This window comes from Nioella sp., from assembly GCF_965215655.1.
Taxonomy (GTDB): Bacteria; Pseudomonadota; Alphaproteobacteria; order Rhodobacterales; family Rhodobacteraceae; genus Nioella.
The window spans coordinates 1,364,945-1,388,508 of record NZ_OZ244111.1; the positions used below are offsets into that span (position 1 = coordinate 1,364,945).

At 64.7% G+C, this 23,564-nt stretch carries 25 protein-coding genes; 23 read left to right on the forward strand and 2 right to left on the reverse strand.

Annotated features, from left to right (window positions below; genetic code table 11):
• Positions 1–66: 66 nt before the first annotated feature.
• Entirely contained in the window at positions 67–663 is a 597-nt protein-coding gene (locus ACOOEX_RS07040; RefSeq protein WP_420397754.1) for a LysE family translocator, read from the reverse strand.
• A gap of 73 nt (positions 664–736) precedes the next feature.
• Between ACOOEX_RS07040 and ACOOEX_RS07045 the strand changes: the two genes are divergently transcribed.
• Complete coding sequence (locus ACOOEX_RS07045; protein WP_420397755.1) at positions 737–1,189, forward strand: Lrp/AsnC family transcriptional regulator; 453 nt, start codon at positions 737–739, stop codon at positions 1,187–1,189.
• 552 nt (positions 1,190–1,741) lie between these two features.
• Here the strand turns inward: ACOOEX_RS07045 and ACOOEX_RS07050 are convergent.
• Positions 1,742–1,963: a DUF1127 domain-containing protein gene (locus ACOOEX_RS07050; protein WP_420397756.1), complete on the reverse strand. Its 222-nt coding sequence runs from the start codon at positions 1,961–1,963 to the stop codon at positions 1,742–1,744.
• A 311-nt stretch (positions 1,964–2,274) separates the two neighbouring features.
• On the opposite strand from ACOOEX_RS07050, the gene ACOOEX_RS07055 reads away from it, so the two are divergent.
• The 22 genes from ACOOEX_RS07055 to ftsA all read left to right on the forward strand — a co-directional run bounded on the left by ACOOEX_RS07055 (position 2,275) and on the right by ftsA (position 23,385).
• Positions 2,275–3,360 (forward strand): Mrp/NBP35 family ATP-binding protein, encoded by a 1,086-nt coding sequence (locus ACOOEX_RS07055; protein ID WP_420397757.1) that lies wholly within the window; start codon positions 2,275–2,277, stop codon positions 3,358–3,360.
• 539 nt (positions 3,361–3,899) lie between these two features.
• Positions 3,900–4,412 carry a division/cell wall cluster transcriptional repressor MraZ gene (locus tag ACOOEX_RS07060; RefSeq protein WP_420397758.1) on the forward strand — a complete coding sequence of 171 codons (513 nt, stop codon included), beginning with the start codon at positions 3,900–3,902 and terminating at the stop codon, positions 4,410–4,412.
• Positions 4,409–5,422, forward strand: a complete 1,014-nt coding sequence (gene rsmH / locus ACOOEX_RS07065) for a 16S rRNA (cytosine(1402)-N(4))-methyltransferase RsmH (RefSeq protein WP_420397759.1) — start codon at positions 4,409–4,411, stop codon at positions 5,420–5,422. The genes ACOOEX_RS07060 and rsmH overlap by 4 nt, the downstream gene beginning before the upstream one ends.
• A 2-nt stretch (positions 5,423–5,424) precedes the next feature.
• Positions 5,425–5,784 carry a cell division protein FtsL gene (gene ftsL / locus ACOOEX_RS07070; protein WP_071690251.1) on the forward strand — a complete coding sequence of 120 codons (360 nt, stop codon included), beginning with the start codon at positions 5,425–5,427 and terminating at the stop codon, positions 5,782–5,784.
• Complete coding sequence (locus tag ACOOEX_RS07075; RefSeq protein ID WP_420397760.1) at positions 5,781–7,580, forward strand: peptidoglycan D,D-transpeptidase FtsI family protein; 1,800 nt, start codon at positions 5,781–5,783, stop codon at positions 7,578–7,580. The genes ftsL and ACOOEX_RS07075 overlap by 4 nt, the downstream gene beginning before the upstream one ends.
• 43 nt (positions 7,581–7,623) lie before the next feature.
• Complete coding sequence (locus tag ACOOEX_RS07080; RefSeq protein ID WP_420397761.1) at positions 7,624–9,108, forward strand: UDP-N-acetylmuramoyl-L-alanyl-D-glutamate--2,6-diaminopimelate ligase; 1,485 nt, start codon at positions 7,624–7,626, stop codon at positions 9,106–9,108.
• Complete coding sequence (locus ACOOEX_RS07085) at positions 9,105–10,526, forward strand: UDP-N-acetylmuramoyl-tripeptide--D-alanyl-D-alanine ligase (protein WP_420397762.1); 1,422 nt, start codon at positions 9,105–9,107, stop codon at positions 10,524–10,526. The genes ACOOEX_RS07080 and ACOOEX_RS07085 overlap by 4 nt, the downstream gene beginning before the upstream one ends.
• Positions 10,527–11,612, forward strand: coding sequence for a phospho-N-acetylmuramoyl-pentapeptide-transferase (gene mraY / locus ACOOEX_RS07090; RefSeq protein ID WP_071690255.1), 1,086 nt, complete (start codon positions 10,527–10,529; stop codon positions 11,610–11,612).
• Positions 11,612–12,019, forward strand: coding sequence for an ACT domain-containing protein (locus ACOOEX_RS07095; protein ID WP_420397763.1), 408 nt, complete (start codon positions 11,612–11,614; stop codon positions 12,017–12,019). The genes mraY and ACOOEX_RS07095 overlap by 1 nt, the downstream gene beginning before the upstream one ends.
• On the forward strand, positions 12,016–13,416 hold the full coding sequence (gene murD / locus ACOOEX_RS07100; RefSeq protein WP_420397764.1) for a UDP-N-acetylmuramoyl-L-alanine--D-glutamate ligase: 1,401 nt from the start codon (positions 12,016–12,018) through the stop codon (positions 13,414–13,416). The genes ACOOEX_RS07095 and murD overlap by 4 nt, the downstream gene beginning before the upstream one ends.
• A gap of 629 nt (positions 13,417–14,045) precedes the next feature.
• Positions 14,046–15,212 carry a putative lipid II flippase FtsW gene (ftsW, locus tag ACOOEX_RS07105; protein WP_420397765.1) on the forward strand — a complete coding sequence of 389 codons (1,167 nt, stop codon included), beginning with the start codon at positions 14,046–14,048 and terminating at the stop codon, positions 15,210–15,212.
• A 4-nt stretch (positions 15,213–15,216) separates the two neighbouring features.
• Complete coding sequence (locus ACOOEX_RS07110; RefSeq protein ID WP_420397766.1) at positions 15,217–16,332, forward strand: UDP-N-acetylglucosamine--N-acetylmuramyl-(pentapeptide) pyrophosphoryl-undecaprenol N-acetylglucosamine transferase; 1,116 nt, start codon at positions 15,217–15,219, stop codon at positions 16,330–16,332.
• Positions 16,329–17,729 (forward strand): UDP-N-acetylmuramate--L-alanine ligase, encoded by a 1,401-nt coding sequence (murC, locus tag ACOOEX_RS07115; protein ID WP_420397767.1) that lies wholly within the window; start codon positions 16,329–16,331, stop codon positions 17,727–17,729. The genes ACOOEX_RS07110 and murC overlap by 4 nt, the downstream gene beginning before the upstream one ends.
• A 42-nt stretch (positions 17,730–17,771) precedes the next feature.
• Positions 17,772–18,026: a DUF2484 family protein gene (locus ACOOEX_RS07120; RefSeq protein WP_420397768.1), complete on the forward strand. Its 255-nt coding sequence runs from the start codon at positions 17,772–17,774 to the stop codon at positions 18,024–18,026.
• Positions 18,026–18,289: a DUF2484 family protein gene (locus ACOOEX_RS07125; RefSeq protein ID WP_420397769.1), complete on the forward strand. Its 264-nt coding sequence runs from the start codon at positions 18,026–18,028 to the stop codon at positions 18,287–18,289. Before ACOOEX_RS07120 ends, ACOOEX_RS07125 begins: the two co-directional genes overlap by 1 nt.
• The gene (locus tag ACOOEX_RS07130) at positions 18,279–18,590 is read left to right on the forward strand and encodes a hypothetical protein (RefSeq protein WP_420397770.1); all 312 of its coding nucleotides are present in this window, start codon (positions 18,279–18,281) and stop codon (positions 18,588–18,590) included. Before ACOOEX_RS07125 ends, ACOOEX_RS07130 begins: the two co-directional genes overlap by 11 nt.
• Positions 18,590–18,898: a hypothetical protein gene (locus tag ACOOEX_RS07135; RefSeq protein ID WP_420397771.1), complete on the forward strand. Its 309-nt coding sequence runs from the start codon at positions 18,590–18,592 to the stop codon at positions 18,896–18,898. The genes ACOOEX_RS07130 and ACOOEX_RS07135 overlap by 1 nt, the downstream gene beginning before the upstream one ends.
• 38 nt (positions 18,899–18,936) lie before the next feature.
• Positions 18,937–19,209: a hypothetical protein gene (locus tag ACOOEX_RS07140; protein WP_420397772.1), complete on the forward strand. Its 273-nt coding sequence runs from the start codon at positions 18,937–18,939 to the stop codon at positions 19,207–19,209.
• A 44-nt stretch (positions 19,210–19,253) separates the two neighbouring features.
• Positions 19,254–20,192, forward strand: coding sequence for a UDP-N-acetylmuramate dehydrogenase (murB, locus tag ACOOEX_RS07145; protein ID WP_420397773.1), 939 nt, complete (start codon positions 19,254–19,256; stop codon positions 20,190–20,192).
• 42 nt (positions 20,193–20,234) lie between these two features.
• A complete protein-coding gene (locus ACOOEX_RS07150) occupies positions 20,235–21,173 on the forward strand; it encodes a D-alanine--D-alanine ligase (RefSeq protein ID WP_420397774.1) in 939 nt (312 codons plus the stop codon).
• Complete coding sequence (locus ACOOEX_RS07155; RefSeq protein WP_420397775.1) at positions 21,161–22,054, forward strand: cell division protein FtsQ/DivIB; 894 nt, start codon at positions 21,161–21,163, stop codon at positions 22,052–22,054. The genes ACOOEX_RS07150 and ACOOEX_RS07155 overlap by 13 nt, the downstream gene beginning before the upstream one ends.
• Positions 22,051–23,385, forward strand: coding sequence for a cell division protein FtsA (ftsA, locus tag ACOOEX_RS07160; RefSeq protein WP_420397776.1), 1,335 nt, complete (start codon positions 22,051–22,053; stop codon positions 23,383–23,385). The genes ACOOEX_RS07155 and ftsA overlap by 4 nt, the downstream gene beginning before the upstream one ends.
• The last annotated feature ends 179 nt before the right edge of the window (positions 23,386–23,564 follow it).

Below are 23,564 nucleotides of genomic sequence, written 5' to 3' on the forward strand. Positions count from 1 at the left end.
TACCCTCCGGTCCAAGACGCTATGGCTACTGTTCGGGCCTGCATGGTCGATGTCAAGCAGTCCCGATCAGCCGATCAAGATCGGCACGAGCGACGCGACCAGCAGCAGCGCCATTACGATATTGAACGCCCGCAGTCGTGCGCCGGTGCCAAGAAAACGCTTCACCTGCACCCCCATCCACGCCCAGACTCCGACCGAGGGCAGGTTGATGCAGGCAAAGACAACCGCAACCATCAGCGCCCCGGTCCAGCCTGCGCCTTCGGGGGCGTAGTTCGTTTGCGCGGTGATCGACATGAAGATCGCCTTGGGGTTCACCCATTGGAACGCTGCGGCCTGAAGGAAGGTCAGGGGCGTGCCGACGGGCTGGCCCTCTTTCGGGGGTGCGGCGTTGGCGATCTTCCACGCCAGCCACAGAAGATAGGCGGAACAGAGCACCGTCAGCACGATCCTGACGACCGGAAAGCTCTCGAACACCTGCACCAGCCCCAGGCCCAGGATGAAGGTCATGAACCCGTGGCCCAGGCTGACGCCCGCCATATGGGGCAGGGTGCGCGCCAGACCGAAATTGGCACCCGAGGCCATCAGCATCAGGTTATTGGGCCCCGGCGTGATCGAGGTGGCGAGCGCATAGCCCATGAGGGCGAGGATCAGATCTTGTGTCATGGTGCTGACGTTAGGCGGTCCCACGCGAAATGTAATTGCAAAGTGACGCCTTCGGGCGCAAAATGCGCAAGAAATGACGAAGATAGACGAAAAAGACCGCCAGATATTGCAGGAACTGTCCCGTGACGGGCGGATCAGTAATCTGGAATTGGCCGCCCGCGTGGCCTTGTCTCCCTCGGCCTGCCTGCGCCGGGTGCAGGCGTTGGAGGCGGCGGGGGTCATCACCGGCTATCGCGCGGTGCTCGACCCGGTGAAGATGGGCGTGGGCTTCACCGCCTATCTGACCGTCGGTCTGGGCGAGCATTCCAAACAGGCGCAGGCGGCGTTCGAACGCGCCATTTCCCGCAGCCCGGAAGTGCGTGAGTGCCACAACATCACCGGCAATGTGGAATACCTGCTGCGCGTCGAGGCGGCCGATCTGGTGGCCTATAAGCGCTTTCACACCGATATTCTGGGCGACATTCCGCAGGTGGCGACGATCACGACACATGTGGTCATGGCCTCGCCCAAGGATGAGCGCGCCTGACACCCGGACAACTTCTGAAAATGAAAAAGGCGGTGACACCCAGGGAGGAGGAAGGGTGCCACCGCCAGATCTCAGCGTCCTTAAAGGGAGGAGGAGGGACGCCGAACTTTGGGGCCGTTTGGAAAGGGAGGAGATCCACCCGGCCCGTATTGTTGTGAGGCGGCGGCGCCAGGGAGGAGGAGAGGCGCCGCCGCGTAATGACGGGTCCTGGGGGAGGAGTCGGACCCGTATGCAGTGCCCCGGCCGGGGCGGAATATCGGGCGGCGACACCGGGGAGGAGGAGTGGTGCCGCCGCCAATCACGGACCTAAGGGAGGAGGACGGTCCGTAACTGGTGCCCCGTCGGGGGCGGTATGTCGGGCGATGACACCAAGGGAGGAGGAGGTGCCACCGCCAGTCTACGAACCCTCAAGGGAGGAGGAGAGGTTCCGTATCCGGCTTGCCCGCGTGGGGCCTTGTCTTTCGGCGGCGGCGCCAGGGGGGAGGAGAGGCGCCGCCGCAGGGCTGCCGGTTAAAGGGAGGAGGAAACCGGCAGTGTTTTATGTCGTGTCGGTCAGGCGGTCTGACCGTAGGCCGCCTCATGCGCGATGGCGCGGATGGAGGCCCGGGAAATGCCCAGATCGTTCAGGTCGCGGTCGCTCAGCTCGCGCAGTTCGGTCAGCGTGTTGCGATAGACGCGCCATGCGGCGTAGGCTTCCGCGGCTTGCTCGCGGATTTCTGCGAAACGGGCCAGCAGCGAGAGCGAGCCGGTATGGGTTTGAGTTGCGTAGGCCATATGCCTTGATCCTTCAGTCGGTTGGTCCGGCGGTCAGCGTCGCGTCTTTCTGGCGGCGATCCGTGTCGGCCCGTGTTTGTTTCGATGATCAAAAAATATCGCAATGCTGCGCTTGCACAATCCCCGAGTTCGTCAATGCTGCCATGCAGAAAGCGCATAACGTGGACGTAAGCTGCTCAAATTGCAGGCTTACCTTGGGTCAAAGCTGCCTAAAACTATATGCTGTCTGAATCTTTTAGGGGGGGTGCATGGATGGGCAAAGCGTCCTATCTGTTCGACAACACATGCGCTGCAACAGGAAGGGGCCAGATATGAGCCAGACCCGCGAAACGATCCTCGCCGCACTGGACAAGCTGTCGTTGCCCGATGGCGGCACGCTCGTCAGCCGCGATTTGGTTCGGGCCTTGCAGATCACCGGCGGCAAGGTCGCCTTTGTGATCGAGGCCCCGTCGCCGGAAGACGCGCGCCGCCTGTCTCCGGTGCGCGATGCCGCAGAGGCCCTGGTCAAGGGCCTGCCGGGGGTGGAGAGCGCGACAGTCGCCCTGACCGCACATGGGCCGTCCGCCAAGCCCGCGCCGGGGCAGGGGGAACCGCCGAGCCTGAAGATCGGCGGCCACCCCAAGCCGCAGCAGGGGTCGATGAAACCCGCAACGGTAAAAAGCATCATCGCCGTGGGCTCGGGCAAGGGTGGTGTGGGAAAATCCACCGTGTCCTCCAACCTCGCCGTTGCGCTGGCGCGACAGGGGCGCAAGGTGGGGCTGCTCGACGCCGATATCTACGGGCCCTCGCAGCCGCGCATGATGGGGGTGAACAAACGTCCTGCCTCGCCCGATGGCAAAACCATCCTGCCACTGCACAATCACGGGGTCACGCTCATGTCGCTTGGCTTGATGCTGCCCGAGGATCAGGCGGTGGTCTGGCGCGGGCCGATGCTGATGGGGGCGCTGCAACAGATGCTGACCCAGGTGGAGTGGGGCGATCTGGATGTGCTGATTGTCGATCTGCCGCCCGGCACCGGTGATGTGGCCATGACCCTGTGCCAGAAATCCGAGGTGACGGGCGCGATTGTCGTTTCGACCCCGCAGGACGTGGCGCTGCTGGACGCCAAGAAGGCCATCAACATGTTCCAGACCCTGAAAACCCCGATTCTGGGGCTGATCGAGAACATGTCGGTGTTCCATTGCCCCAATTGCGGGCACGAGGAACATATCTTTGGTCATGGCGGTGTGCGGTCCGAGGCTGACCGGATCGGCGTGCCGTTCCTGGGGGAACTTCCGATTTCGCTGGAAACCCGGCTTGCAGGCGATGGCGGCACTCCGATCGCGGCGGGCGAGGGGCCGATGGCGGAGGCCTATGCCAGCCTTGCCACCCGACTCGTCGAGGGCGGAATGGCCTGATCGGGCCGCTGCCGACGCTGGAACATCATGGGAATTGCCCCCGGATCGCACCGCGACCGGGGGTTTTTCGTGGAAATCTGGAAAAAAATCCCATGCCCTGTGGCGCAAGAATCACAGCCATATCTTGTGGTTTGATCTCCTAGCACCACTCCATCTGCGCAAATCGGGATGATTTCACCCCCAAGATGCTGTGTTCTGGGGTGGCTCCCGGCAAGATCTGGGGAATTTTCCCATAAAAAGGGATTGATTGGGAAAACATTCCATGAGACAACAATCACACAGCAAACGAGATCACCGGGGCCAAGGCGACAGACCAAGGACCGGAAAACAAAAAACGGCAGTTTCATACAGGCAATCTCATTCGCTGACATAGAGAGATCCGGCGCGCGGGCAGAGCAGACATCCCCCCCCCAGGTAATGCGCGCGTAGTCGGACACCCCAGAAATGGGACGAGGGCGGCGGATTGAGCAGTGGCAGCTTGCTCGATCCGCCGTTGTCCTTTCGGGGACATGAACGAGGGACAGGTAAGGACGGGGACAGTGGAGCGCAGGTTTCAGGGCGAAAGCCTGAACAAGGTAGACGGAAAGGGCCGGGTGTCGATCCCGGTCAAGTTCCGTCGCGTGCTCCAGAATTCCGACAGCGAATACACCCCCGGCGGCGCGCCGCGCCTTTATATCGCCTATGGCGACCCCAAGAAGAATTACCTCGAATGCCTCTCCGGCGATGCGTTTGACGAGATCGACGCGATGATCAAATCCGTGCAGCGCGGCACGCCGCTGCGCGCGGTGCTGGAGCATTTCTACTACGCCAAATGCGAGGCGACGACGGTGGATGACACCGGCCGCCTCGTCCTGCCGCCTGCCGCGCGGGACAAGATCGACCTGGGTGCCGAAGCCTTGTTCCAGGGCAAGGGCGACCAGTTCCACATCCTCAACCCCGAGGCCGGCAAGGAAGCCGAAGACAATATCGAGGCCCTTCTGGCCTCGCTCGGACAGGGCGATTTCTTCGACCCGCTCAGTCTGGTGGGCCAATCCGCGGGTGATCCGGAATGACCGGCGGCGCGGCATCCGATAGTTCGGCAGCCGAGCCCCATATCCCCGTGCTTCTCGATGCGATCCTGAATGCGGTCGCGCCGGTCAGCGGTGTGTGGCTCGATGGCACGTTCGGGGCGGGCGGTTATTCCCGTGGGCTGCTGGCAGCCGGGGCAGACCGGGTGATCGGTGTCGACCGCGACCCGCTGGCCTTTCAGATGGCGGCCCCTTGGGCGGCCGAATATGGCGACCGGCTGATCCTCGTGGAGGGCACGTTTTCCGAGTTGGACCAGCACGCGGCCAAGGCCGGGTTTCCGCAGCTTGATGGCGTGGTGCTCGATCTGGGCGTGTCCTCGATGCAGCTCGACCTGGCCGAACGCGGGTTCTCCTTCATGCGCGACGGGCCATTGGACATGCGCATGGGGCAGGCGGGGCCATCGGCGGAAGACCTGGTGAACGACGCACCGGAAGCGGCGCTGGCCGATATTCTTTTCCACTACGGTGAGGAACGCGCCGCGCGCCGGATCGCCAAGGCGATTGTCAAGGCGCGAACTGAAAACCGTATTAATTCTACTCTGCAACTAGCTGGCATCGTTGAAAAATGTCTTCCTCGGGCCAAGCCGGGGCAAAGTCACCCGGCGACCCGCAGCTTCCAGGCGATCCGCATTGCGGTGAATGATGAATTCGGACAGCTGGCCGATGGTCTGATGGCCGCCGAACGCGCCCTTGCGCCGGGTGGGCAACTGGCTGTTGTGACCTTCCATTCGCTCGAAGACCGCATCGCCAAACGCTTCCTGCAAGACCGGGCCAGCTTCGGCGGTGGCGGCTCACGTTACGCGCCCGAGGCGGCCGCCCGAGATCCCGGTTTCACCCTGACTCCGCGCCGGGCCATTGCGCCCGATGCCGAGGAGATTGCCCGCAACCCCCGCGCCCGGTCCGCCAAGTTGCGCGTTGCGCGCCGCACCCATACCCCCGCCGCCGCCCCGGATGGAGACATCCTCGGGCTGCCCCGCCTGTCGGAGATCCTGTAGCCATGCGCGGTTTCCTCACCTTCCTTGCTGCCGTCGCCGTGGTCGCCCTTGGTTACTGGGCCTATCACCAGAATATCCAGACGCAGCAGGCATTGCGCGAGGTGGAGCGTCTGCAACGCGCCATCGTGGTGGAACGCGAACGGCTTGGCGTTCTGCGCGCCGAATGGGCCTATCTGAACCGCCCCGACCGGCTGCGCGAGCTGGTGGACCTGAATTTCGAACGGCTGAACCTTCTGCCCATGACCCCCGACCAGTTCGCGGTGATGGATGAGGTGATCTGGCGCCCCGAGACACCCGAACCCCTTGAGGCAGAGGTGGAAGACATCCTCTTCAGTGCCTCGGAAGGGGAGGACACGCCATGACCGATCCCCGTCGCATTGCCCTGCGCCTGCTGGCCCGCATTCTGGAGGCCCGCCAGAAAGGCGAAAACCCCGACGCGATCGAGCGTGAAAACCTGCGCCTGAGGCACGAGCAGCAGCGCGATCGCCTGCGCCAGCGCGCCGAAAGCCGCCTTCTGGTGCTGGCAATCTGCTTCTTTGCGGCCTTTACCGCTGTCGGTGTGAAGATGACGGCACTGGCTTCGTCCGAACCGGAAGAGCCGCGCAGTGCCACCTCGGGCAGCTCGATCATTTCCACCCGCGCCGATATCGTCGACCGTCAGGGGCGTGTGCTGGCCACCAACCTCGTGACCAACGCGCTCTATGTGCATCCGCACGAGCTGATCGACCCGGAGGCCGCCGCCGCCGGGCTGGCCGCGATCTTCGACGATCTTGACGAGGAAACGCTCTTGCGCCGCTTCTCATCCGGGTCGCGCTTCATGTGGATCCGGGGCTCGATTTCGCCGGAACAACAGCAGCTTGTCCATGATCTGGGTGAACCCGGTCTGCTGTTCGGACCGCGCGAGATGCGGCTTTATCCCAACGGGGCCGTGGCGTCCCATGTGCTTGGCGGGGCGCGGTTCGGTGAACAGGCCGTCAATGCCGCCGAGATCATCGGGGTGGCCGGTGTCGAGGCGCATTTCGACGAAGAATTGCGCGATCCCGCCCGTAACGGGGAGGCGCTTGAACTGTCGCTGGACCTGACCATTCAGGCGGCGGTCGAGGAGGTTCTGGCCGGCGGCATGACGATCATGAACGCGCAAGGCGCCTCTGCCGTTCTGATGGATGCCCATACCGGCGAGGTGATTTCACTGGCGAGCCTGCCCGATTTTGACCCGAATGCCCGGCCAAGGCCCTTGCTGGAAGGCGATCCGTCGCAAAGCCCGCTTTATAACCGGGCGGTGCAGGGCGTGTACGAACTGGGGTCCACCTACAAGCTCTTCACCGTCGCGCAGGCGTTGGAGGAAGGGCGGGTCACCCCGCAGACCATGATCGACACGCAAGGCCCCCTGCGGATGGCAGGCTTTTCTATCAACGACTTCCATGATTATGGCCCGCGCATGTCGGTGCGCGATGTTCTGGTGCAATCCTCCAATATCGGCACCGCGCGGCTGGCGCAGATGATCGGGGCAGAGCGGCAGCAGCAGTTTCTCGGGCGGCTCGGCCTTCTGGAAGCGCTCGATTTCGAGATGATCGAGTCGCGGCAGGGACGCCCCCTTTACCCGTCGAACTGGGGGCAGCTCTCGACGATGACGATCTCCTACGGACACGGCATTTCCGCCACGCAGCTGCATCTTGCGGCGGCCTATGCCACGATGGTCAATGGCGGCACTCTGGTGCGCCCGACGCTGCAACGGCAGGCGGAACCGCAACTGGGTGAGCGGGTGATTTCCGAAGAAACCTCGCTTGCCTTGCGCGAAATGCTGCGCGCGGTGGTGGCGGAGGAAGAGGGCACCGCCAACCTCGCCGAAATCGCGGGTTACGAGGTGGGTGGCAAGACCGGGTCGGCGGACAAGCCCAACCCCAATGGCGGCTATTACGATGATCGGGTCATCGCCACCTTTGCCTCGGTCTTCCCGTCGAACGATCCGCAATTTGTTCTGGTGGTCACGCTGGATGAACCCTCCATCTCGGTTCTGGGCGAAACCCGCCGCACCGCCGGATGGACTGCCGTGCCCGTGGCGGCAGAGGTCATTCGCAGGGTTGCGCCGCTTTTGGGCCTGCGTCCGCAGACCGTTGATCCCGAGCTTGCCTATAGTCTATCCAGCGCATCACAATAACATGTGACTCGCGGGCGTGGACCCCGCAGATATTGGGGGGCAGATGGCGTCCGACACGAAACCGCTTTCGGCGCTAGGGCTGACCGCGACACGCGGCGGCGATGCTGTGGTGACGGGCGTGTCCCTGGACAGCCGCGATGTGAAACCCGGCCATCTCTTCGCAGCCTTGCCCGGAACGCGGGTCCATGGGGGCGAGTTCATCCAATACGCGCTGCGTCAGGGGGCCGGGGCCATTCTGACCGACCGTGCCGGGGCCGAGATCGCGGCAAGGGAACTGGCAGGCGCGTCAGTGGCCCTTGTGGTCGTCGAAGACCCCAAGGCCGCTTTCGCCCATGCCTGCGCGCTGTGGTTTGGGGCGCAGCCCGAGACCATGGTTGCTGTGACCGGCACCAACGGCAAGACCAGCGTGGCGAGCTTCACCCGGCAGATTTGGGCCGCGCTTGGCCATGACGCCGCCAATATCGGCACCACCGGGGTCGAGGGCGCGTTTTCCGCCCCCGGCATCCACACAACCCCCGACCCGCTGACCCTGCACCGGCTGCTGTCTGACATGGCGGCGGCGGGGATTTCGCATTGTTCGATGGAGGCGTCCTCGCACGGGCTCGACCAGCGGCGGATGGAGGCGGTGCATCTGGCTGCCGCTGCCTTCACCAACTTCACCCAGGATCACTTGGACTATCACGGCACCATGGAGGCCTATTTCGACGCCAAGGCGCGGCTTTTCACCGAACTGCTGCCCGAGGAATCCACCGCCGTGATCAACCTCGACGACCCAAAGGGCGCGCTTCTGGCCGATATCTGCGAGCGGCGAGAGATCGAGGTGATCACCGTCGGGCAATATTCCGAGGACGCGCGGCTGAAGATCACCGGGCGGCGCATGGATGAAACCGGGCAGGATGTGCTCTTCCGCTGGCAGGGCAGCAGTTATCAGGTGCGGCTCGACCTCATCGGCGCGTTTCAGGCGATGAATGTGCTGACGGCGGCGGGGCTGGTCATCGGCGCGGGCGAGGAACCGGCCGAGGTCTTTGCCGCGCTTCAGCAGGTGCAGGGGGTCCGGGGCCGGATGCAACTGGCCGCGACCCGCGAAAACGGCGCGCCGGTCTATGTGGATTATTCCCACACGCCCGACAGTATCGAAACCGCCCTGAAGGCCCTGCGCCCGCATGTGATGGGACGGTTGGTCATTGTCTTCGGCGCAGGTGGCGACCGCGACCGGGGCAAGCGCCCGCTGATGGGCAGGGCGGCGGCAGAGAACGCCGATGTGCTCATCGTGACCGACGATAACCCGCGCAGCGAAGACCCTGCCGCGATCCGGGCCGAGGTGATGGCGGGCTGTCCCGAGGCCACCAATGTGGGCGACCGGGCCGAGGCGATCCTGCGCGGAGTCGATACGCTCGGCCCCGGTGACGCGCTGCTGATCGCGGGCAAGGGGCACGAGACCGGGCAACAGGTGGGCGACGTGGTCTATCCCTTTGATGATGTTGAACAAGCCTCTGTTGCTGTCGCTGCGCTGGAGGGCCGGATATGACCGCGCTCTGGACCGCTGCTGAGGCCGCCGCCGCGACCGGGGGCGAGGCGCGCGGGAACTGGTCCGTCACCGGCGTTTCCATCGACACCCGCACGATCCAGCCCGGCGATCTGTTCGTCGCGCTGAAGGCCGCCCGCGATGGCCATGACTTCGTGGCGCAGGCGTTGGAGAAGGGGGCAGGCGCGGCGCTGGTCAGCCACATCCCCGAAGGCGTGGCCGACGATGCGCCGCTGCTGATCGTGCCCGACGTGCTGACCGCACTGGAGGCGCTCGGCGCTGCGGCCCGCGCCCGCACGAATGCAAAGGTCGTGGCGGTCACAGGATCTGTTGGCAAGACGACCACCAAGGAAATGCTGCGCACCGCGCTCACGGCACTTGGGCGCACCCATGCCGCCGAGGCGAGCTACAACAACCACTGGGGCGTGCCCCTGACGCTGGCCCGCATGCCTGCCGACACGGAGTTTGCCGTGATCGAGATCGGCATGAACCATCCCGGAGAAATCGCCCCCCTGTCGCGCATGGCGCGGCCTCATGTGGGGGTGATCACCACGGTGGCCGCAGTGCATCTGGAGGCCTTCGAGTCTGTCGAGGGCATCGCCCATGAAAAGGCCGCGATTTTCGAGGGGCTGGAGCCGGGCGGCATCGCCATCGTCAACGCCGATATCGACACCATGGATATCCTGCGCAACACCGCCGAAGGGCAGGGCGCACAGGTGATCACCGTAGGCGAAACCGGTGCCGTTCGGCTGGCCGACGTCACCTTGACCGACAGCGCGACCGTGGTGAAAGCCGCGCTTCACGGCACCGATCTGCTGTTCAAACTCGACGCGCCGGGGCGGCATCTGGCACAGAACGCGCTGATGGTGCTCGCCGTGGTCGATGCGCTTGGCCGTGACGTGACGCGGGCCATGCTGGCGCTCGGGTCCTGGCAGCCTGTGGATGGTCGCGGGCAGCGCGAACGGATCGTGATCAATGACACCGACGATCAGGCCGTGGAACTGATCGACGACGCGTTTAACGCCTCGCCCACCTCGATGGCCGCAAGTCTTGAGGTGCTGGCCACCACCACACCACAGGGTCGGGGACGACGCATTGCGGTCCTTGGCGACATGCTGGAACTGGGGCCGACTGGCCCTGACCTGCATGCCGGGCTGGCCACGCTGCCTGCGCTGGACACGATCGACCTGGTCTGCACCTCCGGCCCTCTGATGGCCCATCTCGACGCGGCCCTGCCTGCCGCGAAACGTGGCCCCCATACGGACAGCGCCGAGGAGATGGCCCGCCTTTTGCCCGGTCTGCTTTGGCCCGGCGATATCGTGCTGATCAAGAGCTCCAAGGGCTCGAAACTCTCGCTGGCGGTTGACGGCTTGCGAAAATTGGGCCAAGCGGCCCGTCAAAGCAAAGAGGACCCCCGCTAGATGCTGTATTGGCTGAACGAGCTGTCGGATGGCGGCGACTTTTTTAACCTGTTTCGGTATATCACCTTCCGGGCAGGCGGGGCCTTCTTCACCGCACTGGTCTTCGGCTTCGTCTTTGGGCGACCCCTGATCAACCTCTTGCGCAAGAAGTACCAGAACGGCCAGCCGATCCGCGAGGACGGGCCCGAAAGCCATTTGGAAACCAAGGCTGGCACGCCGACCATGGGGGGCTTGCTGATCCTGGCCGCGCTGACCCTGTCAACGCTGCTATGGGCTCGGCTCGATAACCCCTATGTCTGGCTGGTGCTGCTGGTGACGGTCGCCTTCGGGGCCATCGGGTTCGTTGACGACTACGCCAAGGTCAGCCGCAATTCGACGGCTGGCGTGTCGGGCAAGATGCGCTTCGGTCTGGGTCTGGTGATTGCCGCGATTGCGGGTGGCGTAGCGATGTATGTGCACCCGGCGGAACTGTCGGGGCAACTGGCCTTCCCGGTCTTCAAGGAATTGCTGCTGAACATGGGATATGTCTTCATCCCCTTCAGCATGATCGTGATCGTGGGCTCCGCCAATGCGGTGAACCTGACCGATGGTCTGGACGGGCTGGCGATCATGCCGGTGATGATCGCCGCCGCCACTTTGGGCGTTATCGCCTATGCCGTGGGCCGGGTCGACTTCACCGAATACCTTGACGTGCATTATGTGCCCGGCACCGGTGAGCTTCTGATCTTCACCGCCGGTCTTATCGGCGGCGGGCTTGGCTTCCTGTGGTATAACGCGCCGCCCGCCGCCGTCTTCATGGGCGATACCGGGTCTTTGGCGCTTGGCGGCGCGCTTGGCGCGATTGCGGTCTGCACCAAGCACGAGATCGTGCTGGCCATCGTCGGCGGTCTCTTCGTGGCCGAAGCGCTGAGCGTCATCATCCAGGTGCTCTATTTCAAACGCACCGGCAAGCGCGTCTTCCTGATGGCCCCCATTCACCACCATTTCGAGAAGCGCGGGTGGGCCGAGCCGCAGATCGTGATCCGCTTCTGGATCATCTCGCTGATCCTGGCGCTGATCGGTCTGGCCACGCTGAAGCTGCGCTAATGGCACCGGTCCGGGACAGGGGCGCGATGATCCGGGGCATGGCCCCGGTGCTTGACCCTGAAACCTGGCATTTCGGGACCGTAACGGATGTCTCCGTGATCACGGAGACACGCCCCCTTGCGACCTTTGTCGAGGAGGAGGGCCTATCGCTTATCTTGTCCGACGCGGATGCAGAGGCGGCGGGATTGCCCACGGATATGCCCATGGCGCGGATCACGCTCACCGTGCATTCGGCTTTGGATGGCGTGGGGCTGACGGCTTCCGTGGCGGGCGCACTGGCGGACGCGGGCATCCCCTGCAACATGGTCGCGGCCTTCCACCATGACCACGCCTTCGTGCCGCTTGCAGACGCCCCCCGGGCGCTGGCAATACTGAAGGCGCTGGCGGATGCGGAGGGTGCGGCATGATCCCGGTTCAGGGTGTCGAGGGACAGAAGATCGCGGTTCTGGGGCTGGGGCGGTCTGGCCTGTCCGCCGCGCGGGCCTTACGGGCTGGCGGGGCCGAGGTGCTGGCCTGGGATGACGGTGCCAAGGGGCGCGAGGCGGCGGAGGCCGAGGGCTTTGCGGTTGCCGACCTGACCCGCCAAGGCGCGCTGGAGGGCTGTTCCATGCTCATCGCCAGCCCCGGCATCCCGCATCTTTACCCCGCACCGCACAAGGCGATTGCGGCGGCTTACGAGGCCGGGGTTCCTGTCGACAACGATATCGGGCTCTTTTTCCGCTCGCTCGCCGCGTCGGGATGGGAGGAGATGGACACGCCGCCCCGCGTCATCGCGGTGACGGGTTCGAACGGGAAATCGACGACCTCGGCGCTTATCGCGCATATACTGGAGGAGAACGGCACGCCAGTGCAGTTGGCGGGCAATATCGGACGTGGTGTGTTGGACATTGACCCGCCGGTCGATGGCGAGGTGATCGTGCTGGAGCTGTCGAGCTACCAGACCGAACTGGCCCGCGCGCTGACCCCCGATGTGGCTGTTTTCACGAACCTTTCCCCCGACCACCTCGACCGGCATGGCGGCATGGGCGGCTATTTCGCTGCAAAGCGTCGCCTGTTCGCGGAGGGCGGGCCGGATCGGGCGGTGATTGGCGTGGATGAGCCCGAGGGTGCGTTTCTGGCGGGGCAGATGAGCGAGGGCAATGGCGACGGGCGGCTCATTCGCGTGTCTGCGTCGCGCAAGCTCGGCGGACCGGGCTGGAACGTCTTTGCGCGCAAGGGGTTTCTGGCCGAATGGCGCAAGGGGCGGCAGGTTGGGTCGATTGATCTGCGCGGGGTTCCGGGACTGCCGGGGGCGCATAATCATCAGAACGCCTGTTGTGCCTATGCCGCCGTTCGGGCGCTCGGCGTGGCACCGCGGATCGTCGAAAAATCCTTCCATTCTTTCAAAGGCTTGCCGCATCGCTCGCAGCTGATTGCAGAGATTGCGGGCGTGACATTCGTCAACGATTCCAAGGCCACGAATGTGGATGCCGCAGCCAAGGCGCTGGCGGCGTTCCCGCGCATCCGCTGGATCTGCGGCGGGTTGGAAAAGGAGGGTGGGCTGGACGCTTTGGCACCGGCTTTGGGATCGGTGGTGAAAGCCTATGTGATCGGCCGGGAGGCGGAGAAATTCGCCCTGCAACTGACTGATACGGAAGTGGAAATCTGCACGGCCATGGAATTGGCCGTGGCCCGCGCGGCGGCAGAGGCGGAGCCGGGCGAGGTGGTGTTGCTGGCCCCGGCGGCGGCCAGTTTCGACCAGTATGACAATTTCGAACAGCGCGGCGAGGACTTCGCCCGGCAGGTGGCGAAACTGGCGGGCTAAGGCCCGAATAATGGGGGGTGCCCCCCGTACACCCCCTGTACACCCCCTGTGCAGACGAAAGGGCGGTCTCGCCGACTGCGTCGTCGACCGGGGAGCGGCCCTTCTCAACCCCCGGCTGACGCCGGAGGCCTCGTCGGGCCGCGTTGCCACGGAGGTGTGGCTGCGACGGTGCGCCGGGTTTGGCGGCGGGTCCGTTTGCGAGGGCGGGATGCCTCCGGCGGAGGTATTTGGGGCCAAGATGAAAGCGCCCGGGCAAGGGGGGAGAGGCGCCTGCCCGGTTGTAACGGGTGGGGCCGGAAAATCCCCGATCCGTTCCATTTTCGTCAAACTGTCCCGGCAGCCTGAGCACGTCACACGTGCCGGGAGCATCCAGATGAGTCGCGTGTCCGTTTTCGTGGATGGAGAGACTATCTCGGACCATGTCGCGGCGGAGTAGCGCCGCGCAGGGGGCCACCTGTCCTCTCGCGGTTACCTGACAAGCCCGCGCCTGCGAGTTGGCGGCAAGGGCGGCTCTTTGCGCCGAACCGCGTGGTCATTGCCATTTCCCTAGCCGCACAGGGATTTTCGCGTTAGACTGCCGATCAGACCCGGAAAACCGGGCATTCAGAGGCAGTATCGGGCGGTACTCAATGACGGAAATGGCGCATGGCACGGTGCTCGTGCAATCTGGCGAAGCGATTCTGCCGCGGTGGTGGCGGACCGTGGATCGGGTCACGCTGGCCTGTATCCTGACCCTGTTCCTGATCGGGTTGCTTCTGGGATTTGCCGCCTCGCCGCCCCTGGCCGAACGCAACGGGCACGAACCCTTCTATTACGTGTACAAACAGGCGTTTTTCGGCGGCATGGCCTTCGTCGCCATGATCCTGACCTCGATGATGTCGCCCACCATGGTGCGCCGGATCGGGGTCATGGGGTTCTTCGGGGCTTTCGCCGCACTGGCGCTGTTGCCGGTCTTTGGCACCGATTTCGGGCAGGGCGCGACGCGGTGGTATTCGCTTGGCTTTGCCTCCGTGCAACCCTCGGAATTTCTCAAGCCCGTCTTCGTGATCTTCACCGCCTGGATGATCGCCGCCAGCCAGCAGATCGCTGGGCCGCCGGGCAAGACGCTGTCGCTGTTTGTGATGCTGATCATCGTGGGGTTTCTGGTGATGCAGCCCGATTACGGGCAGGGGGCTCTCATTCTCTTTGCCTGGGCGGTGATCTATTTCGTCGCCGGTGCGCCGATCTGGGTGCTTGGGCTGGTGGCGATACTTGTCTGCGCGGGCGGGGTCTTTGCCTATTCCTCCTCGGAACATGTGGCGCGGCGGATCGACGGGTTCCTGTCTCCCGAGGTCGACCCGAACACGCAGCTGGCCTATGCGGCCAATGCCATCCGTGAGGGGGGCATTTTCGGCACCGGGTTGGGCGAGGGATCGGTCAAATGGACGCTGCCCGACGCGCATACGGATTTCATCATTGCGGTCGCGGCGGAGGAATACGGGCTGGTCCTGGTCCTGCTGATCATCGCATTGTTCGCCACCGTGGCGATGCGGGCGTTTTTCCGGTTGATGAAGGAGCGCGACCCGTTTACGCGGCTGGCCGGTGCGGGGATTGCGTCGCTTTTCGCGTTGCAGTCGATCATCAATATGGGGGTGGCGGTGCGTCTGCTGCCCGCCAAGGGGATGACGCTGCCCTTCGTGTCCTATGGCGGTTCGTCGCTGATTGCGACGGGGATTGCCGTGGGGATGCTTCTGTCTTTCACCCGGTCGCGTCCGCAGGGCGAGATCGGCGATATCCTTCTGAACCGGCACAGGTGAGTTCATGTCAAACGGCCCCCTCTTGATCATCGCGGCAGGCGGAACGGGCGGGCATATGTTTCCCGCGCAGGCGCTGGCCGAGCTGATGATCCGCAAGGGCTGGCGGGTGCGGCTGTCAACCGATGCGCGCGGGGCGCGCTATGCGGGTGGCTTTCCGCATATGGTCGAGGTGCAGCAGGTGGCGTCGGCCACCTTTGCGCGCGGGGGCGTGCTGGCCAGGCTGGTGGCGCCGTTCCGCATTCTGGGCGGGATCGTGTCGGCCACGCTTGGCATGATGCGCGACAAGCCTGCCGTGGTGGTGGGCTTTGGCGGCTATCCGACCATCCCGGCGCTGGCCGCTGCCTGGATCACGCGGCGCCCCCGGATGATCCATGAACAGAACGGGGTTCTGGGGCGGGTCAACAAGCGCTTCGCCAAGCGCGTCGATGCGGTCGCTTGCGGCACGTGGCCGACGGCTTTGCCTGCGGGTGTCGAGGGTATTCATACTGGCAATCCTGTGCGGGGCGCGGTGCTGGACCGGGCGGGGGCGGCCTATATCAGCCCCGGCGATTACCCGATGAGCCTGCTGGTCATCGGCGGCAGCCAGGGCGCGCGCATTCTGTCGGATGTGGTGCCTGCCGCCGTGGCAATGCTGCCCGAGGAGATCCGCCAATATGTGCGCGTCGCCCAACAGGCCCGCCCAGAGGATCAGGACCGTGTGATCGCCGCCTATTACGAGACGGGCGTGGGCTGCGAGGTCGAACCCTTCTTCCGCGATATCCCGCGCCGCCTGTCCGAGGCGCAGCTGGTGATCAGCCGCTCGGGTGCGTCTTCGGTCGCCGATATCTCGGTCATCGGGCGGCCCTCAATCCTGATCCCTTACGCCGCCGCCACCGCCGATCACCAGACCGCCAATGCGCAGGGGCTGGTTGAAGCTGGTGCCGCGATCCGCATTCCCGAAAGCAAATTCACCCCCGAGGCGCTGGCCGAAGCCATCACCACCGTGCTGAGCCAGCCCGACGCCGCACTAATGATGTCTCAGGCCGCGCTGTCGGTCGGGATGCCCAATGCCACCGAGCTGCTGGTTGGCCTGGTCGAGGAACTGGCCGGGGAGACCGCCACCGAAAAGGACACCGCATGAACGCCGCCGCCACCAAACTGCCCACCCAACTGGGGGCCATCCATTTCGTCGGCATTGGCGGCATCGGCATGTCGGGCATTGCCGAGGTGCTGCTGAACCATGGCTACGCGGTGCAGGGGTCGGACCTGAAGCCCTCCAAGATCACCGAGCGGCTGGAAAGTCTCGGGGCGCGCATCTTCATCGGGCAGGCCGCCGAGAACCTGGACAATGCCGAGGTCGTGGTGATCTCGTCGGCCATCAAACCCGGCAACCCGGAGCTTGATGCCGCGCGTTTGCAGGGCCTGCCGGTGGTGCGCCGGGCCGAGATGCTGGCCGAGCTGATGCGCCTGCGCTCGAACATTGCCGTGGCGGGGACGCATGGCAAGACCACGACCACGACCATGGTGGCGACGCTGCTGGATGCGGGCGGGGTTGATCCCACGGTCATCAATGGTGGCATCATCCACGCCTATGGATCGAACGCGCGGGTGGGGCAGGGCGATTGGATGGTGGTCGAGGCCGATGAAAGCGACGGCAGCTTCAACCGCCTGCCCGCGACCATCGCCATCATCACCAATATCGACCCCGAGCATATGGAACATTGGGGCGATTTCGACCGGCTGCGACAGGGTTTCCTCGATTTCGCGTCGAACATTCCGTTTTATGGGCTGGCCGTTTGCTGCACCGATCACCCAGAGGTGCAGAGCCTCGTGGGCAAGATCACCGACCGGCGCGTGGTCACCTATGGCTTTAACGCGCAGGCCGATGTGCGGGCCGTCAACCTAACCTACAAGGCGGGCGTGGCGCATTTCGACATCCGGCTCGGCAATGAGGAGCAGGTGATCGAGGGTTGCACGCTGCCGATGCCCGGCGATCACAATGTCTCCAACGCGCTGGCCGCCGTCGCCGTGGCCCGCCATTTGGGCATGAAATCCGCCGAAATCCGTGAAGCTCTGGCCAATTTCAAAGGCGTCAACCGCCGCTTCACCAAGGTGGGTGAGGTGAATGGGATCACCATCATCGACGATTACGGCCACCATCCCGTTGAAATCGCCGCCGTGCTGAAAGCCGCCCGTCAAGCGACCGAGGGCCGCGTTATCGCCGTCCATCAGCCGCACCGCTACAGCCGGTTGCATTCGCTCTTTGACGATTTCTGCACCTGTTTCAACGAGGCCGACGTTGTCGCCATCGCCGAGGTCTATGCAGCGGGCGAAGACCCCATTGAAGGCGCGACGAGAGACGGTCTGGTCGCGGGCCTCGTCGCCCACGGCCACCGCCACGCCCGCGCCATATTGAACGAGAATGATCTGGAACGCTTGGTCCGCGAACAGGCCCGCCCCGGCGACATGGTCGTCTGCCTGGGGGCAGGGACGATCAGCGCATGGGCGCATGGACTGCCCGCGCGGTTGAAGGGTTAGACCCGACACGCGGACTGGCCGGCAAGAGGAGGAGGAACTGACATGACCATTTCGCTCACCCTGGCCTGCATCTGGGTCGTTGCGGCGGCCATTGTCGCGTTTCTGCCGATGCAGATGCAGTATGTGCCGGGGCTGACGCTGCTCATCCTGGCGGTTCCGTTGCTCGTCTTTATCGGCATTCAGCATTCGTTTTGGGTGGTACTTCTGGCGCTGGCGGGGCTGGTGTCGATGTTTCGCCGTCCGCTGTGGTTCTTGGGACGACATTTGTGGGGACGTCTGAGAGAAGGAGGCACGTGATGCCGTTTTCCCTGACTTTGGCGAGCCTTTGGGGGCTCACGGCCTGCCTGTTGGGCCTGACCCCGAGCCGCTTTCACTGGCCTGCGGCTTTTGCCCTGATCGCCACGGGCATTCCCCTGCTGGGATATGCGACCATGCAGATGGGGCCATGGTGGGGCCTGGCCCTGCTGGCGGCGGGCGTTTCAGTCCTGCGCTGGCCGGTCTTTTACGCAGGACGATGGCTGCGCCGCCGCCTGTTGCAGGGAAGTGCGCATGAATCCTGAGGCGCTGATCGCCATCGGTACGGGGCTGGTTGTGGGCTCTGGCATCGGGTTTGTCCTCGGGCGCTATGCGGGCGGGGGCTGGCTGTTCAGCTTTTGCCTGCTGTTGGGCCTGCCCGCGCTAGGCTTGCTGAGCAGCGACGTGCTGGAGGCCATCGGCATCCCGCGCGAGGGGTTCAACCACCTTGGCTATTTCGCCTTTAGCATGTTGGTTCTGATGCCGGGTCTCGCCGGGGCGATCTTCTTTGGCGGGATCGGCCTGTGGCGGGCGTCGCGGGTGCGCCGGGATGAGGATTCGGAGTGATGTGGCCGCTGATCGGAATGGTGTCGGTCTGCCTCGTGCTCGGCTTTGCGCTGTCCTGGGTCATCGGACGTTACCTCAGCCGGGCGCTGCTGCGTGGGGTCTGGCTGGCCTTGGTGCTGATCTTTGCCATGCTGATGTGGCCCGTTGTCCAGATTTGGGCGGGCTGGCGCGAAGGCACGGGGTTTGACGGGGTGGCGGAGCTTTACCTTGCCTTGGGCTTCGTGTTGCCGACGCTGGTGGCGGCGATTGTCGGGGGCCGGTTGGGGACACGGGCCCGGGTGCGTCGGTCTGAGCTGGATCAGGGCTAAAGGCTGGACAGGTCCCCGCGACCGCGTCAGTCTGAGCCATGGTTTATATCCTTCCGATCCTCTGTTTCGTGATCCCCCTGATCATCGGCACCGTCGCAATGCGGCACCGCAAGGGCTGGCTGGTGCCGGTTCTGGCGCTGCTTGGGGCCGCGATCATGGCCTGGGCGATTGTGCAGGGCCGTCAGAGCACGGGGTTCGACGGGATGGGCTATGCGATTGTCGCGATCCTGATGGCGGCACCTGCGATCCTCGGCGTGCTGATCGGCGGCGCGATCGGCTGGTTTCGCCGCCGGGGCGAGGCGAAGGGATAACGCCGGGGCTTGCGCCTGTGCCAAGGCGGCAGTAGCCAAGCGGAATGACCAAGATGCCGACGCCCCGGGGCCGCCTGACGCCCGACCGCCCGCTTTCCGATCTGACCTGGCTGCGCGTGGGCGGGCCTGCGGACTGGCTGTTCCAGCCCGAGGATATTGAGGATCTGAGCGAGTTCCTTGCCGCATTGGACCCGTCTGTTCCGGTCTTCCCCATGGGGGTCGGGTCGAACCTGATCGTGCGGGACGGGGGATTGCGCGCGGTGGTGATCCGGCTGGGGCGTGGGTTCAATGGGATTGAGACGGGGCAGGGCACGGTGACGGCTGGTGCGGCAGCGCTTGACGCGCATGTGGCGCGCAAGGCGGCGGCGGCGGGGCTCGACCTGACGTTTCTGCGCACCATTCCGGGCAGTATTGGCGGCGCGCTTCGGATGAATGCGGGCTGCTATGGCAGCTATGTGGCGGATCATTTCCTGGCAGCCGAGGCGGTGTTGCGCGATGGCACCCGCGTGACGCTGACCCACGATGACATTCATTTCCAGTACCGCCAGACCGATCTGCCCGAGGGCGCGGTCATCACCTCTGTCACCTTCCGCGCAGACCCTGGCGACCCGGAGGCGTTGGAGGCCCGCATGGCCGAGCAACTGGCCAAGCGCGATGCGACGCAACCCACGAAAGAGCGCAGCGCCGGCAGCACCTTCCGCAATCCGGCGGGGTTTTCCAGCACGGGCCGCGCCGATGACGTCCATGACCTGAAGGCGTGGAAGGTCATTGACGAGGCCGGCATGCGCGGGGCCCGGCGGGGCGGCGCGCAGATGTCGGAAAAACACAGCAACTTTCTGCTCAATACCGGGGGGGCGACGGCGGATGACCTCGAGTCCCTTGGCGAGGAGGTTCGAAAAAGGGTTTTCCAAAACAGCGGAATAGAGCTAGTATGGGAAATCATGCGCGTCGGCGAACCGGCGGGCGGTGACAAGCCGGAATAACCGGCGAAAACGATAAGCCAGACGGGCAGATAAGCCCGCGGCATGAATGAGGCACAGGTGGCGGATAGTTCGGGCAGAACACTCCCCACAGTTGCGGTTTTGATGGGCGGGCTCTCAGCCGAGCGCGAGGTCAGCCTGTCGTCCGGCAAGGAATGCGTGACCGCGCTGAGGGATGAAGGATTCACGGTGATCGAGGTCGATGCGGGCCTTGATCTGGCCGAACGGCTTGCCGAGATCAAACCAGATATTGTGTTTAATGCGCTTCACGGTCGGTGGGGCGAGGATGGCTGCGTGCAGGGCATTCTGGAATGGATGCGGCTGCCCTACACCCATTCGGGCGTTCTGGCCTCAGCCCTCGCGATGGACAAGCAGCGGTCCAAGGATGTGTTCCGTGCGGCGGGCATTCCGGTGATGGAGAGCATCATCGCCCCGAAATCCGAGATCATGGCCGCCCATCTGATGGACCCGCCCTACGTGGTGAAGCCCAATAACGAGGGCTCGTCTGTCGGGGTCTATATCGTGCAGGAGGCGGCGAATGGCCCGCCCGCTCTGTCCGAGGATATGCCCGAAAGCCTGATGGTCGAAACCTATGCTCCGGGCCGGGAACTGACCGTTACCGTGATGGGTGACCGGGCGCTGACGGTGACCGAGATTTTCACCGATGGCTGGTATGACTACCACGCCAAATACTCCGTTGGCGGATCGCGCCACGAGATGCCCGCCGATGTGCCGCAGGAGGTGTTTGACGCCTGCATGGAACAGGCCCTGATCGCCCATAACGCGCTTGGCTGCCGGGGCGTCAGCCGCGCCGATTTCCGGTGGGATGACAGGCGCGGGCTGGACGGGCTGATCATGCTGGAGGTCAACACGCAGCCTGGCATGACGCCCACGTCTCTCAGCCCCGAGCAGGGCGAGCATTGCGGCATCAGCTTTGGCAAGATGTGCGCCTGGATGGTGGAGGACGCGTCATGCGACAGATAATCCGCCGCCGGGGGGATGTGCCGCGCGACCCCGCGCCGTCGCGCTGGTCCTATCGCGCGCAACGTCTGTGGCTGACGCCGCTGTTCCGGTCGGTGCTGCGGGTCGGTATCCCGTCTTTCCTGATTGCGGGGGCGGTCGGGCTCTATGCCTCTGACCCCGCCAATATTCAGCGCTTGCAGGACAGTGTCGCGGAGATCCGCCGCTCGATCGAGGACCGGCCGGAATTTCGCGTCAACCTCATGGCCATCGAAGGGGCGACCCCGGTGCTGGCCGAGGAAATCCGCGCGACGCTGGCGCTCGACTTCCCCACATCCTCCTTCGATCTGGACCTGCCGCGCCTGCGCGCACGGGTCGAGGAAATCCGCGCCGTGGATACGGCGGAATTGCGCGTCCGGTCCGGGGGCGAATTGGCGGTCATCGTGACCGAACGCCGCCCGGCCATGGTCTGGCAGGCGCGTGAGGGGCTTTGGGTCGTGGATGCGGGCGGTGAACGGGTGGCGCCGCTCTTGGCGCGACCGAGGCTGGTGGATCTGCCGGTGATTTCCGGCGATGGCGCGAATGACGCGGCCGAAGAAGCGATGGCGCTGTTTGCCGTGGCCCGCCCCCTTGGGGACCGGCTGCGGGGCCTCGTGCGGATGGGTGAACGCCGGTGGGACGTGGTGCTGGAAGACGGCCCGCGCATCCTGCTGCCCGCCGATCAGCCAGTGCGGGCGCTGGAAGAAGTGTTGGCCCTGCATGATGCGCAGGAGCTTTTGGACAGGGACGTGGCTCGCGTCGATATGCGCGATGGCACGCGGACGGTCTTGCAACTGACCCCGCAGGCGATGGCGGAGCTGCGCCGCATGCGGGCGACGGATATCACGGGAGAGCGGAACGGATGAGTATGCTGTATCAGTCACAGCGGGCCATGCGGGCCAAGCGACAGGAAGCCATGCGCCGGGGCGTGATCGCCATTCTGGATATCGGCAGTTACAAGACCTCGTGCCTTGTGCTGCGCTTCGACAGCTCGGACGACCTGCGCCCCTCGGAAGAGGTGGGGGCAATGGCGGGGCAGTCGAATTTCCGGGTGATCGGCGCGGCCACGACGCGCTCGCGCGGGGTTAAGTTCGGCGAGATCGACACTGTGCAGGAAACCGAGCGCGCCATTCGCACCGCCGTGCAGGCGGCGCAGAAGATGGCCAATATGCGCGTCGATCATGTGATCGTCAGCTTCTCGGGTGCGCGGCCCCGGTCCTACGGGCTGGTTGGCGAAACCAGTTTGCAGACCGGCACCGTGACCGAATGCGATGTGGCCCGCGCGCTGGCGGCCTGTGATGTGCCCGATATCGGCGAGGGGCGTGAAGTGCTGCATGCGCAACCGGTGAATTTTGCGCTCGACCACCGGTCGGGGCTGAAGGACCCGCGCGGCCATGTGGGCAACCGGCTGTCGGCGGATATGCATATGCTGACCATCGAGGCCCATGCGATCGAGACGCTGCTGCATTGCGTGAAGCGCTGCGATCTGGAACTGGCGGGCGTGGCGTCTTCGCCTTACGTGGCGGGCGTCTCCAGCCTCGTGGAAGACGAGCAGGAGCTCGGCGCGGCCTGCGTCGATCTGGGGGGCGGCACTACGGGCGTGTCGATCTTCATCAAGAAACACATGATCTATGCCGATACCGTGCGGATGGGCGGCGATCACGTGACCAGCGATATCAGCCAGGGGTTGCAGATCCCCGCTGCCGATGCGGAACGGATCAAGACCCGCTTCGGCGGGCTGGTGGCAACCGGCATGGATGACCGAGAACGGATCGAGCTGGAAAGCGATACCGGCGATTGGGAACATGATCGCCGGTCCATCAGCCGGGCGGAGTTGATCGGCGTGATGCGCCCGAGGGTGGAGGAAATCCTCGAAGAAGTGCGCGCCATTCTGGAGGATGCCGGGTTCGATCATTTGCCCTCTCAACGGATCGTCCTGACCGGTGGCGGCAGCCAGATTCCGGGGCTTGACCAGCTGGCCAGCCGCATTCTTGGCAACCAGGTGCGCCTTGGCCGTCCGCTGCGCGTTCAGGGCCTGCCGCAATCGGCCTGCGGCCCGGCATTCTCGGCTTGCGTGGGGCTGGCGCTGTTCGCCGCCTACCCGCAGGATGAATGGTGGGATTTCGAAGTGCCCGCCGACAGATACCCCGCCCGGTCCCTGCGCCGCGCGGTGAAATGGTTCCGCGACAACTGGTGATCCGCGGATAAATCAGCCGGACCGGACCCTGCATCCTTGGTGTGGGGCCGGTAATTTGACGCTAGATGCAGGGGCCACGAGCAAAATCCCGCCGCCATGCCTGGATTCTGCCCCATATTTCGCGTCATTAGGCCAGTTTTTGCGTGACGCCCTGCCGCGAACGCGTTAGGATTCAATCC